This window comes from Pseudonocardia sp. GCM10023141, from assembly GCF_042653605.1.
In genome coordinates this window covers 107,473-121,259 of record NZ_JBHSIR010000049.1, presented here as the reverse complement: position 1 = coordinate 121,259, position 13,787 = coordinate 107,473, and the positions used below count along the sequence as shown (strand labels likewise).

The following is a 13,787-nucleotide window of genomic DNA, read 5'->3' as shown; positions in this document are numbered from 1 at the left end:
TCGACGATGCAACCCCACGCCGGCCGCGGGCACTCCGCGTCGATCGTCAGCACCCCGTCGACGAGCCGGTTCCGGGCGGTCGGGCTGATCAGCAGGGTCCGGTGGACGGTGCTGCGGACATCGACGAGGGGACCTGCCCTTCCGATCAGGTCCACCTGGCCGGAGGGGGTGTCGACGACGATCTCGCGGACCCCGGCGACGGCGGCGGAGGTGGTCTCCGGTGAGCGCTCGATCTGCCCGAGTCCGACGTATCCGGCGCCCGCGAGCGCGAGCACGGCGCCGCCGATGACCAGGCCGCGACGCAGCGGGTCCCCCCGGTGCCGGCCGGACGGAACGGTGACCACGGTGGGTGGTGTGGGCGTCATGGTGTGAGCCTCCGGGAGCGCGGCGGCCACCGGCAGCAGGCAGGCGTGGGTTCGCGACCAGGGTTGTCCCCGAGCACCGGCGGGGGCCGTCCTCGTACCCCGGCACGCCGGTGCCGTTGCGTTCGTCGCAGGCGGTGCGCTCGCCGCCGCCGACCTCGGGCGGTACCCGCTGATGCGTTCCGACGACCGGATCGCGATGCTCGTGGACCCGCTGTTCCGGACCGTGAACGCCGGCTACTTCGTCGCGTTCATCGGGCTGGCCGTCGGCCTCATCGCGCTGGTCGGCACGATGGCGCGGGGCTGGATTTGTTCGGGATCGCCACCTGGCGGGCGCGGCTCGTGCCGGTGGGCATCGCGCCGGCGATGGTGGTCGGTGGAGCGCTCGCGTTCCACTCCGGCCTGCCGCCCTACGGTCTGGGGCTCGGGCTCGCCGTGGCCGCCGCCGGTGGCTGGGTGATCTACCGCGACCGGGCCGATCGCCCCGTTGTCGCGACGCGGCTCGGACGCGCCCCGCCCTGCAAGCCCCACGCGAAGGCAGCCGCGACGCCTACATCTACTCCATCGCCCTGACCGCCGAGAACCAGCCGCTGGCCTACTTCCAGACCGTGACCCGGTTCTGGGAGCTCGCACTCGGCGGATCTCGGCGCGCACGGTGGTGCCGCCGCTGGGTTACCTGCTCAAGGAGCGCGTCTCCGACCTCGCCGAGCTGACCGACGCCGTCACGCGGGAGCGAGGCGCGCACCGGTCCGTGGTGGCGCAGCCCCTGGGACGCACGCGCGCCCCGCAACCCGCTCGACAACCTGACCGACCGCGAGCGGCAGGTGCTGACGGTGATGGCGGAGGGCCGCTCCAGCCAGGCGATCTGCCAGCAGCTCTACCTCAGCCCGAAGACCGTGGAGGCCTATGTGCGGGGGGTGTTCACCAAGCTCGGGCTGCACCAGTGCGCCGACGACAACCGGCGGGTGCTGGCCGTGCTGACCTACCTGCGCGGCTGAACCTGCTAACGGAGGGCGGCCAGTACCTGCTGGCCCACGAACCGGCCCATGGACCCGGCGTAGGACGCGCTGAGGTGGTTGTCGTCGAGATAGACCAGCACGTTGCCGATCTCGGCCGGGCAGAACGTCGGACCGCAGACGGCGTCGGCGATGTCGACGAACGTCACGTTGTCGGGCACGTCCGGCACGTGCCGGTAGGGCGGGTCCGCCGCGTAGACGGCGTCGCGGGCGACTCCGCAGCTGTCGGGCTGAGCGGCGTGCTGGGCCAGGCAGTCGGGCACGGAGTAGTCGAACCGCGGGTTGTCCCGGATGGCGATCACGGGGATGCCGAGCGCGTCGAGGCGCTGCCACTGCTGGACGAACCCGGTGGGCGTCTGCTCGGTCTGCCCGGTGCGCACGTCCCGGCTGGCCAGCGTGACCACGGCATCGGGATGCATCTCGGTGATCTCGGCGGCCGCCGCGGTGTTCCAGTCGCGGCAGCCCTGGTCGCCGGGATCGACCTCCGACGCGGTGGAGAACGGGCAGGCGCCGCGGAGGATGGTGGTGAGCTGCCACTGGTTGCGCTGGGCGACGGCGAGCAGCGAGGCGGTGAACTGCTGCATGTGCGAGTCGCCGACCAGCACGATCCGCTTGGTGGGCACGAACGTCACCGGCTGCGTGCAGGAGTCCGTCCCGACCCTGGCCAGCGGCGTGCAGTCCCAGCCCTCGGTGTGCACCCAGTCGTCGTACACCGAGACCGGCGGCGGCAGCACCGGTGCCGCCGCCACCGGACCGGAGCTGAGCGCGAGCGCGCCGGGATGGGCGGCGTCGCCGACCTGGCCCACAGGCGTCGCCATCTGGGTGGCGACGAACTGCCACCCGCCCGCCATGGCGACCACCAGCGTCAACCCGGCCACCGCCAGCCGGTACCCGTGTGGCGTGCTGATCTCGCGGTGCAGCAACGGCTTCTCCACCAGCAGGTGCGTCGCCGCCGCCAGCGCCACCGACAGCGCGATGACGGCGGCACCGCTGAGCGGTCCGGCGTTCACGCGGTCACTCGCCACGAGGTAGAGCACCAGCACGGGCCAGTGCCACAGGTAGAGCGGGTAGCTGATGTCGCCCAACCACCGGGCCGGGCGGGTGACGAGCAGCCGGTCGACGCCGAAGCGCGAGCCGGTCCGGCCGGCCAGCAGCACGAGGGTGGCGCAGCCGGTGGGCCACAGCGCCGCGTAGCCGGGGAAGACCGTCTCGACCTGCAGGACGAGCCCGCACAGCACCAGCCCGACCACGCCGGCCCAGCCGGCCGCCACGGCGGCGCGCACCGGCAGCGTGATGCGATCGGCGAGCAGCGCGATCAGGCCGCCGAGTGCGAACTCCCAGAGCCGGGTCACGGTGTGGAAGTAGGCCAGCGGCTGGTTCTCGGCGGTCAGGGCGATGGAGTAGATGAGGGAGAGGGCGAACACGCCGCCCAGCACGAGCGTGACGCGGCTGCGCAGCCCGGCCGTCACGCCCCGCAGGGAGATCGCGACCACCGCGATGAGCAGCGGCCAGAGCACGAAGAACTGGCCCTGGATCGACAGCGACCAGAAGTGCTGCACGACGCTGGCCATGTTGCTGCGGGCCGAGTAGTCCACGGAGTCGGCGGCCAGCTGCCAGTTCTCCACGAACAGGGCCGAGGCCACGACCTCGCGCACCGTCTGCGCCCAGCGGTTGGGCGGCAGGATCATCGCGCCGGCGATGACCGTGGCGACCAGCACCACCGTCGCCGCTGGCAGCAGCCGCAGCAGGGTGCGGCTCCAGCGGGCCCGCAGGCCCAGCGGCCCGCGCTCGGCCGCCCGAACCAGCTGGCCGGTCAGCAGGAAACCGGAGATCACGAAGAAGACGTCGACGCCGCCGGAGACGCGGTGGAACCACACGTGGTAGATGACGACGAGCGCACTGGCGAGCGCGCGCAGCCCCTGCAGCTCAGGGCGGTAGCGCCGATCGGCGGCCGTCGTGGGCGCGGTGGAGCCGTCACGCGGTCGCGACGTCATCAGCTCCCCAGCCCGGCGATTGAATTCGCAAGCAACCCTAGGCGGCGCCCTCCACGGTTCCGCACGGATCTACGTCGGACATACGAACCTCACAGGTTCGGGGGAGTGCCGTACGGGACGTGAGGGGGACTGTGATCGGGTGGGCGCATGACGTTGCAGCACCCTCCGACGTTCCAGGAGATCGCCGTCGCCGATCCGGCCGCCGGCCCCTACGGCATCACCACCGGTCCCGATGGCGCACAGTGGTTCACGCTGGTCCACGGTGATGCCATCGGCCGGATCGGACCCGGTGGGGAGGTCGCGTTGCACCCGCTCACCGCCGGTTCCGGCCCGACCGTCATCGTCGACGGCCCGGACGGGGCGCTGTGGTTCACCGCGTACGGGTCGCACCGGATCGGGCGGATCACGACCGGCGGTGCGCTCGCGGAGTTCGCGCTGCCGACGCCGTCGGCCGGGCCGTACGGGATCGCGGCGGGACCCGACGGCGCGCTCTGGTTCACCGAGATCGCCGCCGGTCGCATCGGGCGCATCACCACGGACGGCGAGGTCACCGAGTTCCCGCTCCCGGACGCCACGTCCTTCCCGTCGGCGATCGCGGCCGGCCCCGACGGCAGGTTGTGGTTCACCCTGAACCAGGGCAACGCGATCGGGACGATCACCACCGGTGGCGACATCGCGATGCACCCGCTGCCCACCGAGGATGCGGCTCCGGTCGGGATCACCGCGGGCCGGGACGGCGCGATGTGGTTCGTGGAGATCGGGGCCGGGCGCATCGGCCGCATCACCGTCGACGCGACCGTCACCGAGTTCGCGCTGGCCGACCCGGCCGCTCGGCCGCACGCGATCGTGGCCGACCCGAACGAGGGCCTCTGGTTCACCGAGTGGGGAGCCAACCGCGTCGGGCACATCGGCCACGACGGCGTGATCCGGGAGTACGACCTGCCCACAGCCCGTTCGGAGCCGCACGGTCTCACCGTGACCGCCGGCGGTGTGGTCTGGGTGGCGCTGGAGATCGGCGCGCTGGCCACATCCGGCTGACGAGGTGCCCTGCGCGGCCGGGTGCCGGTGTCAGGCCTCGCCGGAGCCGGCCCGCTCCCGCAGCAGGTCCCGGATCTCCTTGAGCACCTCGATCTCCGTCGGCTCGGCCGGACCGGGCTCCTCGCCCTTCTGGCGGCGCTCCTTGATGCGCGTCAGCGGCACCACGACGATGAAGTAGACGACGGCCGCGACCAGCACGAAGTTGATCGCGGCCGTGATCACCGCGGCGAAGTCGATGTAGGTGCTGTCCTTGCCGGCGACGATCTGGATGCCCAGCCCCGGGCTGTTCGCCGGGGTGATGGCGTTGACAAGCGGTTTGATGATGCTGTCGGTGAACGCGGTGACGACCAGGCCGAACGCCGCGCCGATGACGACGGCGACGGCGAGGTCCACCACGTTGCCGCGCAGGATGAAGTCCTTGAAGCCTTTGATCATGTTCCCTCCAGGGTGTGCGCGCAGGACATGCTGCCGCTGCGACGCCGCCCCCGCAGCACGCCCCGCCGGGGGAGGTGCGAATCCGGTCGGAACGAGCGACTCAGGCCCGCAAACCCTTCCGATAGCGCCGGCCGCTGCGCCGGGCCGCCATCCTCAGCATGACGCGGGGCGGTTCGAGCTCGAGCTGGCTGAGCATGCTGCCCACCCCCTCCTGGTGCCAGACCTCGGCGAACTGCCCGTCGCGCACGCGGAAGATCTCCTGCCCGCTCATCCGCACCGGTCGCCCGGTCGGGGGCAGCCCCATGAAGTCGATGGTGCCGGTGTGGGTGCCGGTCATGGTCCAGCGACCCGTCACGAGGTCGGCATCGGCGAAGCAGACGTCGAGGGTGAACCGCAGGTCGGGGAAGGCGGTGCGGATCTGCGCCGCGGCCCAGAGATCCCCGGCGCGCCCGGCGGGCTGCCCCGGCAGGGCGTCGTGGTCGACGAGGTCGGCTGCGACGAGTTCGGCTGCCACGGTCTCGTCGCCGCGGCCCCACACCTCGAACAGCCAGCGCTGGTACTGGTCCACGAGCATCAGACACCACCCTCCCGGCCACCGACGGGCGCACCGAGCGACGTGACCATGAACCGGTCGATCATGGCCGTGACCTGGTCCGGGACCTCGAGCAGCGCCCAGTGGCCGGCTCCGACGGTGCGACCGACCGCCAGCTGGGGGCACAGCTGCGCGAGCCGCACCAGGTCGCAGTTGGGGGAGCCGTGGTCGAGGTAGAGCAGCGGGGTCCGGCACGCCGCGGCGGCGGCCGCGGAGTCCCAGCCGAGCAGCCCGTCCGCCCAGGTCGACATGACGACGTGGCGGGGTACCGCGGCGAGCCGGTCGAGCACGCCCGCGGCCCGGGTCCGCTCGTCGGTCGGGAGCATCGTCATGGCCATGAACTGCTGGAGTGCCCCCACATGGTTCGGGCCGGCGATGGCCGCCGTGACCGGGGCCAGCACGTCAGCGGCACCGGGCGGGGGCACGATCGTGGAGTCGAGCGCCACCACCGCCGCGGGGAGGTCGGGGTGGTCGGCGGCCAGCTGCAGCGCCACCTGCCCGCCGAGGCTGTGCCCGATCACCACCGGCCGGTGGACACCGAGCTGCGCACACAGCCAGGCGACGTCGCCGGCGAAGACGTCCACCGGGTAGTTCTGCACCGGGGCGTCGCTGCGCCCGTGGCCGCGCAGGTCGACCGCCACGACCCGGTGCGAGCTCCGGTAGTGCTCGACCAGCGCACCGACGTCCGACCGGTCGCAGAACGCGCCGTGCACCAGCACGATCGGCGGCCCACCGTGCCCGGTCTCCTCGTAGTCCAGGGCGACTCCGTCTCGCACCAGCACCGCCACCGCAGGCTCCTTCCATCGGGAGGCACCGTTGTAGTACCGCCGGGGTGTGCCGGGCATCGACCGAAGCGCTCATCCGGCGGGTGTGGGTCGAATGATGTAGGTGTCTCAGCCGGGCGGCGCGGCCCGCCGCAGCGCGTAGCCGGTGGCTTCGGCCCGGTTGCGGATGCCGAGCTTGCGGTAGATGTTCGCGACGTGGCGGCGCACCGTCGGTTCGGCCACCACGAGCAGCTCGGCGATCTCCCGGTTGGTGCGGCCCTCGGCGAGCAGGCGCAGCACCTCGGCCTCGCGTGCCGTCAGCACGTCGGTCCCGATGGGGGCCGCGGGATCGTCTCGCATCCATCCGGTCATCCCGAGCCTGCCGAAGGCGGCCAGCGCCGCTTCCCGGAGCGCGGGTGCCCGGCGGCCGTGCCGCTGCGCGAGCAGCGCCTCGTCCCGGTCGACGATCGCGCACATCGGCCGTTGCCCACCCGCCGTCAATACGCTGCGGGCGCGGGTGAACCACGCCGTGGCCCCGTCGACGTCGCCGTCGAGCCCGGCCAGCCGGGCAGCGGCGAGTTCCAGCGACCGGGCCGGTCCGGCACTCACCCCGGCATCGAGGAGACGATCGACGAGGCGCCGAAGCCGCGGCACGAACGGGCTGTCGCCGAGCTCCCACACCCCGGCCGCCACGCACCAGGCGCCACCGTTGAGCAGGTAGGTGTCCGGCCGGACCTGCTCCATGCCGTCCACCAGCTCGACCAGCATCCGCTCGGCGGGGCCGCGATCGCCCGCGAGGCAGTGTGCGAGCACGCTGAACGACCCGAGCGTGAAGCCCAGTGGCGCGGCGGTCGCGCCGGGCTGCGTCGCGAGGCGTTCCGCGTGCTCCCCGAGCCGGTGCCACGGCGCCGATCCGCGCAGGTAGCCCAGGATGGCGCCCAGCGCGATCTCGGCGACGACGTGCAAGCGATGGTCGGGTCCCAGCGCGGCGACGACGGCACCGGCGGCGCTCCAGGTCCGATCGGCGGTGTCCAGCTCGCCGAGCAGTGACTGGCACAGCGCGAGCTGCGTCAACGCCTCGGCGCGGCCGTGCAGCGACCCGACGCGCTCGCTCTCGGCCAGCAGCTCCGTGAGCACCACGGCCCCGGCGCGCACGTCACCCTGCCGGTACATCAGGTCGCGCGCGGCCACGTCGAGCCCCCGCAGCCGCGCCGTCGGGCTGCGCCAGCGCCGGGTCGAGGCGAGCACGTGGGCGGTGCCGGCGGGATCGCGCACATCGAAGGGCTCGAACGAGCGGGCGGCGTCGTCCTCGTCGCCGACTTCGCGGGCGAGGCGAGCGGCGTCCTCGTCGACGCCGAGCCAGCCGCCCAGCCGCAGCCTGCCGACCTCGATCGGCCGGACCCGCTCCTGCAGCAGCGTCAGGCGGGCCCAGGCGAGGTCCCGGACGTCGCCGACGAGCCGCAGCCCGGCGTCCACCAGCGGGACCCACCGGCCGGCGGGCGCTCCGGCGTCCTTGAGCGCCGCGGCGAACCGGGACAGGAACGCGACGGTCGCCACGTCATCCGCGCCACCGGCGGCCAGCGCGTCGAGCGCCGCGCGGCCCGTCCGCTCGGCGTCGTCGAGAGCGGCCGCGTCGACCTGCGCGAGCGCGAGCCGGCACAGCAGCCCCGCCCGCTCGGCGACCGGAGCGATGTCGACGGCCATGGCGAGGTAGCGCGCGGCCATCGCGTGCCCGGCACCCGCCGCCGCCCGCTCGGCCGCGGCGAGGCACCAGCGGACGCCGGGCTCGGCGCCGGGGACACCGGCCGACGCGTGGTACTGGTAGGCCAGCTCGGCCGCCGCGCCACCGGTCGACTCGAGCGAGCGCGCGACGGCGCGGTGCAGCCGGGCCACGCGGTCGGGGTTGAGCCGGTCCAGCACCGCGTAGCGCACGATCGCGTGGGAGAACACGTAACCGGGGCACTGCGGCGCGGTCTGCACCAACCCCGCCGCCATCGCCGCGTCGAGCGCGTCGAGCAGCGCGGGCTCGTCGACGTCGACCAACGGCGCCAGCCCGGAGAGCGTGAACGGCCCGGTGAAGGCGGCGGCAGCGGTCAGCAGGTGCCGGCTGGGGCGGTCCAGCGCGGCGATCCGGCGCCCGACGACGTGTCGGACGCTGTCGGGGATGCCGAGCTCGGCGATGCTGAAGTCGGTGGACCAGCGCTGATCACGCAGGCGCAGCCGGCCCGACTCGACGAGGTGGCGCCACAGCTCCGTGACGAAGAACGGGTTGCCGGCCGTCGCGGCGTGCACCGCCGTGACCACCGCACCCGGCACGGCGGCGCCCCCCGTCGCGGCGAGGTGATCACCGACCTCCGCCGGCGACCACCCGCCGAGCACCAGCTCCTCTGCCGCGGACTCCCGCCGCAGCCGCTCCAGGAACTCCGCGAGCGCCGCCCCGATCTCCTCACCGCGGTGGCGGTAGAGCCCGAGCACGACCACGCCCGAGCGGGCGCAGGACCGGGCGACGAACCGCAGCAGCGCCAGCGAGTCGACGTCGGCCCACTGCAGGTCGTCGACGGCGATCACGAGCGGGCGGATCGCCGCCACCGCCCCGAGGAACCGGGCCGTGGCGTCGAACAGCCGCAACCGTTCCTGCTCGGGGGGCAGGGAGACGGCCACGGAGTGCGCACCGTCGGGGGTCGGTGCATCGGTGCCCAGCGCCGGAGCGAGCTGGGTCAGCAGGGCACCCGATGGCCCCAACCCGGCGACGATCCCGGCCACGTCGACCGGCCCGTCCGCGTGAACCTGGTGCAGGAGCTCGGCCCAGCAGCCGTACGGCGGCTGCCACTCGCCCTCCACCGCGCACGAGCTGACCGCGATCGCGCCCCGGCGCCGGGCCTCGGCCAGCGACCGGCGCAGCAGCGCGGTCTTGCCGATGCCGGGTTCACCGGCCACCACCAGCACGGAGCCGACCGGTCCGGATCCGACCCCGCTCGCGCGCTCGACCGCGTCGAGCAGGCGGTGCAGCTCACGCTGCCGTCCGGTGAAGGGGATCCCCGGTGGCCGGTCGAGCTCGGCCGGCACGTCAGCCGGCCAGGAACGACAAGCGCACCTGGCGCACCGGGTTGTCCCCGTTCGTGTCGACCAGGCAGACCGACTGCCAGGTGCCGAGCGCGGGGGTGCCGTCGAGCACCGGCACCGAGGTGAACGGCGCGACGAACGCCGGCAGGACGTGGTCGCGGCCGTGACCGGCGCTGCCGTGCCGGTGGCGCCAGCGGTCGTCGGCGGGCAGCACGTCGCGCAGCGCGGTGAGCAGGTCGTCGTCGCTCCCGGCGCCGGTCTCGATCACCGCGATGCCCGCGGTCGCGTGCGGCACGAAGACGTGCAGCAGGCCGTCGCGGGCTCCGGTGCGGCGCAGGAAGGCCGCGATCTCGTCGGTCAGGTCGACGACGGTCTCGCGGTGACCGGTCCGGATCTCGATGAGCTCGCTGTCCATGGCGCCCATCCTCCTGGTTCGGCCCCCATCCTCCCTGTTCGGATGGTGTGGAGTGCCACACGCACGGCCCGCCGAACGGCGATGTAACCGCGGGTACGGCAGAATCGTCGACTCGTGGTGACGGTCGGCGGTGATGCCGGCCGGTGTGAGCATGGGGGAGTTCTGTGTCCGACGATCTCGACAGCATCGACGTTCCGGGGCCGGGGTCCGCTGCGGCGGTCGATCAGGGCTGCCTCTGCCCGGTGCTGATCAACGGCCCGTCGACGCCCGCCAACCAGCTGCTCACGGCTCCCGACTGCCCGATGCACACCGAACGGCTGGAGCCCCGGTAGGCGCTCGGCGAGCGGGCGTATGGTCAGGATTGGTTACTATCACTGATCCTGACCAATGGGGGCGTTGTGGCTGCAGAGGCCGATGTGATCGATCACGAGTCGGTGCTGGACCGGGCCTGGTCCGCGCCGGGGAACACCGCCATCGAGCTCCCGCCGGCGGACGTCAACCGGGTGCTGCGCGAGCGCTACGAGGGCGACGGTGACATCAGGCTCACCCGCACCATGCTGTGGGACATGGAGGTGCGCAAGGCCTCCGCTCCGGATCGGTTCATCCCGACGGTGGTCCGGCCGGGCAGTGCGGAGCGGTTCCCCGGCGTCCGGATCGGCGCGGTCGAGTCCTTCACCCGCGTCAGTGATCAGCGGCTGTGGCTGGAGCCCGCCGTCTACGGCACCGTGGTCGAGCACGTGCGCGTCGACCACCACCGGCAGAGCGTGATCTTCATCGGGGTGGGCCGGTTCGAGGCCCCCGACGGTCGCACCTTCGTGGCGGGCACCGGGCAGCCGCTGTTCCACGTCGAGCACGCGGTGGCGGGTACCGAGGACGACCCGCTGAACCTGTGGCGGATCGTGCACCTCACCGACGCCGTCGACCCGGTATCGGTCGCGCTGTTCGGGGAGCTGGGCCGCGACCCGTACCTGCGGGTGTTCGTCGAGGTCTACATCCGTGAGATCCTCGGGCGCCGGCTGGAGCGTCGCCCCGCCGGCGCCGGGGATCCCGTCAGGTGAGCAGGCCCGTCAGGTGAGGGCGGCCTCGATGCGGTCGAGCGAGCCGGCCAGCTGCTCCTGCGAGACCCGCGGGAACATCTCGGCGAACTTCGGGTCCTTGACGCTCATCCACTCGTAGGTCTGGGTGACCTCGGTGCCACCCTCGACCTCGTTCAGGTCGTAGGTGTAGGTGTGGCCGCTGGCGTCCATCTCGCCGAGCTTCTCCGCGAGCTCGCAGGTCGGGTCGAGGCTCGGGCCCCAGCCGACGCGCGAGCCGGGCACGTAGGCGGTGACGTGGTTGACCATGCGGTAGTCGCCGAGGTCGTCGGCGTGCATGTTCATGACGAACGTCTGGCCGATGCCGCCGATGGGTGCGCTGGTGCCCTCCACGCCGCGCAGCATGTCGGCACCGTCGATGTCGGCGTGACGGCTCGGGTCGGAGATCAGCGCGAAGATCTTCTCCGCGGGCGCCTTGATCACCTTGCTGGCCTGCAACTTCTTGCTCGTGTCCACAATGCTCCTTCGCCGGGCTGGTCCCATGCAGGCAATCGGAGTACCCGACGACCCCCCGGTGCCAAACGTGCCCGGCTCCGGCCGGGTCGCGACCGTGCCCCGGACGCGCCCGGTGCGGCGCTCGGCGCCGCCGGCCCGCGGCCGCCATACTGCGCCGCGTGGGGTTCGCCGTCGTCGCCTATGTGATCGCGGCGATCTGGGTGTTGCTGTTCCTGATCAGCTTCACGCGGGAGCGGCGGCGGCTGCGCAACGGCGTGTACCTGTTCATGGCGCTGGCGTTCCTCGGGCTGGGCGCGCTGGCCACGCTGGCCACGGTGTCGCTGCTGGCCACGCGCATCACGGTGGTGATCATCATCGTGCTGATCCCGCTGACCATCCTCGCGCTCGCGGCGTTCCTCATCGGCAACGGCGTCACCATGATCCGGCGCGAGGGTGCCCGCCTGCCCAACCTGCTGTCGCTGCTGCTGGGCGCGGGCATCGTGGGCTTCGTGGTGCTCAGCGCCGTCCTCGCGCCGGTCGAGTCGCCGCCGGTGCGGGCCGTGCAGACGTCGGTGACCGGCGTGCTGGGCTACTTCTCGTTCCTGTTCGTCTGCTTCCTGCTCTACGCCGTGGTCTACGGGCGGATCCGCAACCGGCGCGCCGTCGACTTCGTCGTGGTGCTGGGTTCCGGGCTGATCGGTGCCAGGGTGCCGCCGCTGCTGGCGAGCCGGCTCGACCGGGCCCGGGTGGTCCTCGACCGGCAGCACGCGCGCGGGGCGGCACCGCTGCTGATCACCTCGGGCGGCCGGGGCTGCGACGAGGACGTCTCCGAGTCCCGCGCCATGGCCGACTACCTGATCGACCGCGGCGTGCCCTCGGAGCTGATCCTGCTGGAGGACCGCTCCCGCACGACGTTCGAGAACATGACCTTCAGCCGGGAGCTCATGGCCGCTCGCCGTCCCGGCTACCGCTGCCTGGTCGTCACGAACAACTTCCATGTCCTGCGCGCCGCACTGACCGCGCGCCGGGCCCGGGTCAACGGCCAGGTGATCGGCTCGCCGACGGCCTGGTACTTCTGGCCCAGCGCGACGATCCGTGAGTTCGTGGCCATCGTCGTCGAGCACCGGGTGGTCAACGGCGCGATCTGCGTGGTGCTCGTCCTGCCTGCGGTGCTGGCGTTCGTGTAGGACAGGCCCGGCCCTGCCTGAACGGACAGGGTGGTGCCTGTACCCCGAGCAGGGTCCGACCGGTCCCGATCGCGGCTAGGCTCCGTCCCGGCCGTTCCGAAACCCTGCACCACGACCCCGGGCCCGATAGCCTGCAAGACCGCCGCCGCGCCCGTCGCCGGGCCGGTGACACCTGATGACGCAGCAGTGCTGGAGGGCAGCGTGGTCCTCGTCGATGACAAGCCGAAGCCCGAGGCGCCGCCGCTGCGGTTGTCGAAGTTCCACGCCCCGGAGATCGTGTTCGGTCCGCACTCGATCGCGGAGGCCGCGCACGCCGCAGTCCGGCTCGGGGCCAGGCGGCCGTTCGTCGTCACCGACCCCGGCCTGATGGCGGCCGGCTGGCCCGCCGAGCTGCTCACCGACCTGCGGGCGGCGGGACTCGCCCCGCAGGTGTGGACCGACGTCACGCCCAATCCGAAGGACCACGAGATCGAGGCGGCCCACGTCCGCTACCTCGAGCAGGGGTGCGACGTGGTGCTCGGCATCGGTGGCGGCTCGGTGATCGACGCCGCGAAGGGGGTGGCGCTGCTCGCCGCGAACGGCGGGCGCATCCTCGACTACGAGGGCATCGACCGGATCACCCACCCGATCCCGCCGCTGATCATGATGCCGTCGACGTCGGGTACCGGTGCCGACGTCTCCCAGTTCTGCATCGTCACCGACACCGAGCGCCACTCCAAGATCACGATCATGGGGCGCGCGCTCGTCCCGGACGTGTCGGTGATCGACCCCCGGCTGCTCGTCACGATGCCGGACTGGCTCAACGCCGCCACCGGGCTCGACGCGCTCACCCACGGCATCGAGGCGTTCGTCTCGCTGGCGCACGGCCCGCTCACCGACCCCCATGCGCTGCAGGCGATCTCGCTCGTCAAGCGCCACCTGGTGCGCACGATGGAACGGCCTGCCGACACCGCGGCCCGCTCGTCGATGGCGGTGGCGGCGTTGGAGGCCGGGCTGGCGTTCACCAACGCGATACTCGGGGCCACCCACGCGATGAGCCACCAGGTCGGCGGGATGCTCGACCTGCCGCACGGCGTGGTCAACGGGGTGTTGCTGCCCCACGTCATCCGGTTCAACGGGGCCGCGCTGCCGGAGCGGTTCGTGCCCATCGCCGAGGCCATGGGCGTGCACGTGCCCGGCGCGCCCGCGCTGGAGGACGTCGAGCTCGTGGCGGAGGCCGTCCGCACCCTGGGCGACGAGGTCGGCGTGCCGCGCAACCTCGGCGCGCTCGGGGTTCGCATCGAGGACATCCCGCGGCTCGCCGAGCTGACGCTCGGCGACGCGTGCCTGACGACCAACCCGCGGCCCACGTCCGTCGGCGATGTCGAGGCGCTGTTCCGGGCTGCCCTGTGA

At 72.8% G+C, this 13,787-nt stretch carries 14 protein-coding genes; 7 read left to right on the top strand and 7 right to left on the bottom strand.

The window, feature by feature from the left end:
• The first annotated feature begins 671 nt into the window (after positions 1-671).
• Positions 672-935: a hypothetical protein gene (locus ACFPFQ_RS28225; RefSeq protein ID WP_379624135.1), complete on the top strand. Its 264-nt coding sequence runs from the start codon at positions 672-674 to the stop codon at positions 933-935.
• Between the two features lie 251 nt (positions 936-1,186).
• The gene (locus tag ACFPFQ_RS28220) at positions 1,187-1,360 is read left to right on the top strand and encodes a LuxR C-terminal-related transcriptional regulator (RefSeq protein WP_379624133.1); all 174 of its coding nucleotides are present in this window, start codon (positions 1,187-1,189) and stop codon (positions 1,358-1,360) included.
• A 5-nt stretch (positions 1,361-1,365) separates the two neighbouring features.
• Here ACFPFQ_RS28220 and ACFPFQ_RS28215 read toward each other — a convergent pair whose 3' ends face one another.
• Positions 1,366-3,372 carry an acyltransferase family protein gene (locus tag ACFPFQ_RS28215; protein ID WP_379624131.1) on the bottom strand — a complete coding sequence of 669 codons (2,007 nt, stop codon included), beginning with the start codon at positions 3,370-3,372 and terminating at the stop codon, positions 1,366-1,368.
• A gap of 147 nt (positions 3,373-3,519) precedes the next feature.
• On the opposite strand from ACFPFQ_RS28215, the gene ACFPFQ_RS28210 reads away from it, so the two are divergent.
• On the top strand, positions 3,520-4,410 hold the full coding sequence (locus ACFPFQ_RS28210; RefSeq protein ID WP_379624129.1) for a virginiamycin B lyase: 891 nt from the start codon (positions 3,520-3,522) through the stop codon (positions 4,408-4,410).
• A 30-nt stretch (positions 4,411-4,440) separates the two neighbouring features.
• On the opposite strand, the gene mscL is transcribed toward ACFPFQ_RS28210, so the two are convergent.
• From mscL to ACFPFQ_RS28185, 5 genes are all read right to left on the bottom strand, one after another.
• Entirely contained in the window at positions 4,441-4,845 is a 405-nt protein-coding gene (mscL, locus tag ACFPFQ_RS28205; protein WP_379624127.1) for a large conductance mechanosensitive channel protein MscL, read from the bottom strand.
• Positions 4,846-4,945: 100 nt separating this feature from the next.
• On the bottom strand, positions 4,946-5,419 hold the full coding sequence (locus ACFPFQ_RS28200) for an ester cyclase (protein ID WP_379624125.1): 474 nt from the start codon (positions 5,417-5,419) through the stop codon (positions 4,946-4,948).
• Positions 5,419-6,225 (bottom strand): alpha/beta fold hydrolase, encoded by an 807-nt coding sequence (locus tag ACFPFQ_RS28195; protein ID WP_379624123.1) that lies wholly within the window; start codon positions 6,223-6,225, stop codon positions 5,419-5,421. The genes ACFPFQ_RS28200 and ACFPFQ_RS28195 overlap by 1 nt, the downstream gene beginning before the upstream one ends.
• Positions 6,226-6,330: 105 nt before the next feature.
• The gene (locus tag ACFPFQ_RS28190) at positions 6,331-9,267 is read right to left on the bottom strand and encodes an ATP-binding protein (RefSeq protein WP_379624121.1); all 2,937 of its coding nucleotides are present in this window, start codon (positions 9,265-9,267) and stop codon (positions 6,331-6,333) included.
• A 1-nt stretch (position 9,268) separates the two neighbouring features.
• A complete protein-coding gene (locus ACFPFQ_RS28185; protein ID WP_379624119.1) occupies positions 9,269-9,679 on the bottom strand; it encodes a secondary thiamine-phosphate synthase enzyme YjbQ in 411 nt (136 codons plus the stop codon).
• Positions 9,680-9,843: 164 nt separating this feature from the next.
• Here ACFPFQ_RS28185 and ACFPFQ_RS28180 point away from each other — a divergent pair, with 164 nt between their 5' ends.
• Positions 9,844-10,011: a hypothetical protein gene (locus tag ACFPFQ_RS28180; RefSeq protein WP_379624117.1), complete on the top strand. Its 168-nt coding sequence runs from the start codon at positions 9,844-9,846 to the stop codon at positions 10,009-10,011.
• A gap of 66 nt (positions 10,012-10,077) precedes the next feature.
• Positions 10,078-10,737 (top strand): hypothetical protein, encoded by a 660-nt coding sequence (locus tag ACFPFQ_RS28175; protein WP_379624116.1) that lies wholly within the window; start codon positions 10,078-10,080, stop codon positions 10,735-10,737.
• 9 nt (positions 10,738-10,746) lie between these two features.
• Here ACFPFQ_RS28175 and ACFPFQ_RS28170 read toward each other — a convergent pair whose 3' ends face one another.
• On the bottom strand, positions 10,747-11,229 hold the full coding sequence (locus ACFPFQ_RS28170) for an SRPBCC family protein (protein ID WP_379624114.1): 483 nt from the start codon (positions 11,227-11,229) through the stop codon (positions 10,747-10,749).
• Positions 11,230-11,387: 158 nt separating this feature from the next.
• On the opposite strand from ACFPFQ_RS28170, the gene ACFPFQ_RS28165 reads away from it, so the two are divergent.
• Together ACFPFQ_RS28165 and ACFPFQ_RS28160 are read left to right on the top strand one after the other, a co-directional pair.
• Positions 11,388-12,395: a YdcF family protein gene (locus ACFPFQ_RS28165; RefSeq protein WP_379624112.1), complete on the top strand. Its 1,008-nt coding sequence runs from the start codon at positions 11,388-11,390 to the stop codon at positions 12,393-12,395.
• A gap of 201 nt (positions 12,396-12,596) precedes the next feature.
• On the top strand, positions 12,597-13,787 hold the full coding sequence (locus tag ACFPFQ_RS28160) for an iron-containing alcohol dehydrogenase (RefSeq protein ID WP_379624110.1): 1,191 nt from the start codon (positions 12,597-12,599) through the stop codon (positions 13,785-13,787).